The 1,651-nt window shown below is 45.2% G+C and carries 1 pseudogene; it reads left to right on the plus strand.

Going from position 1 to position 1,651, the window contains the following annotated elements:
• Nucleotides 1-403: 403 nt before the first annotated feature.
• Nucleotides 404-1,651, plus strand: a pseudogene (locus tag F6K37_RS30305) (eIF2A-related protein); the annotation flags it as partial.

Raw genomic sequence — 1,651 nt, forward strand, 5'->3', positions numbered from 1 at the left:
AGCTATCAGCTATTAGCTATCAGCATTAACCTCTACCTGAAATTACTCAGTTCCATGACTCCCTGTGTAAGCATTCAGCTATCAGCTATCAGCTATCAGCTTTTAAATAACACAATTAAGCATTCGTTTAATCTTTGTTACGTCAGCTGAATGCTGACGGCTGACGGCTGAATGCTGAATGCTGAATGCTGAATACTTACCTCCCTGTCCGGTTAAAGGGCGTGAATCAAGGGATAAAATATCATGCTCATGAGGTACACATAGTTGTTTACCACTCCCTCCCTTAGCCGCGCCCAGTTTAATCCCTGCTCCCTGCTCCCTGCTCCCTGCTCCCTGCTCCCTGCTCCCTGCTCCCTAAAACCCAAGACTTTGTGCCTCACCCAATTGAGAAATACTATAAGTCATGCTAGATACAACCGCAAATCACAACCAAGATTCCTTGAGAGAACTAATCCGACTGATTACTTTTTCTCAGGGAGAATTTTCGTTGATTTTGGCGGTTGGTAACTATGGGGTATTGAGGACACAAATTATTGAGCAGTTGCAGGAGCAATGTTCTATTCCGATCAGGGAGCTGGTCTTAGAGCAATCGGTTAAAACTCTCTATACCACTATTGTGGAAGAGCTAGGTCCGGAACAGCCAGAGGCGTTGATGGTATCTGGGATAGATTCAGTAAGTTGCATTGAGGAAGTGCTGACAGCAACTAACCAGATCCGGGAAGAGTTTCGGAACTTTCGGTTTCCACTGGTGTTGTGGGTGACGGATAAGTTGCTGCAAATGCTAATTCGGTCAGTGCCAGATTTCCACAGTTGGTCAAGCTGTGTTGAGTTTGTGATTAGCAGCGGTCAATTAATTCAGTTTATTGAGCAAACCACTGATCAGGTGTTTGCCAAGATGGTAGCTTCCCGTGAAACTGAGTTTTTGCAGAGTTGTACTCTTAATTTAAACAAAGACTCTGGATCCTATGTGGAATTACAGTCAGCACGACAGGACCTGGAAAAGCGGGGAGTGGCCTTAGCACCTGAGTTAGAAGCCAGTTTGGAATTTGTGCTTGGTCGAGTGGCTGATAATTGTCAAGAAGAGTCTCGACAGCATTATGAGCGCAGTTTAGCTCTGTGGAAACAAACCGATAACCTGGAACGCCGTGGACATGTACTATTCTGTTTAGGCTTGTGGTGGGCTGGTTATGCACTGTGGCATCAAGCTGAGAAGGAGCAAGGTTGTCAAAAAGCAAAAGTTTATTTTCAGGAATCGGTTGAGGTTCTTGAGCAGGCTAACCGCCCAGAGTTAGCTGCCAAATTTATTAATTTTTGGGGAGAGGCACTTCAGCACCAGTCAAATTGGGAGGAGTTAGAGAAAGTGGCCAACAAAGCCTTGGCGCTCCATCAAACCTATTCTGATCCGTTCAGAATGGCACAAGCTTATGGCTTTTTGGCTGAAGTAGCCCTAGCCAAATCAGCCTGGACTAAAGCCCAAGAGTATTCAAAACAAGCGCTTTTTCTGCAATCAACGGCATCAGCTAAGATAGTCAATCCCTCACCAGAAGAAGAGGTTTTCTTAGACTGGAACAAGTCTTTTGCTAAGGGTTGGTATTTATTTTCCTTGGGACGAGCACTGCTTGGGGCTATGCGATCGCAAAAACATGTTGGT

Origin of the sequence: Moorena sp. SIO4E2 (genome assembly GCF_010671945.1) — a bacterium.
GTDB lineage: Bacteria > Cyanobacteriota > Cyanobacteriia > Cyanobacteriales > Coleofasciculaceae > Moorena > Moorena producens.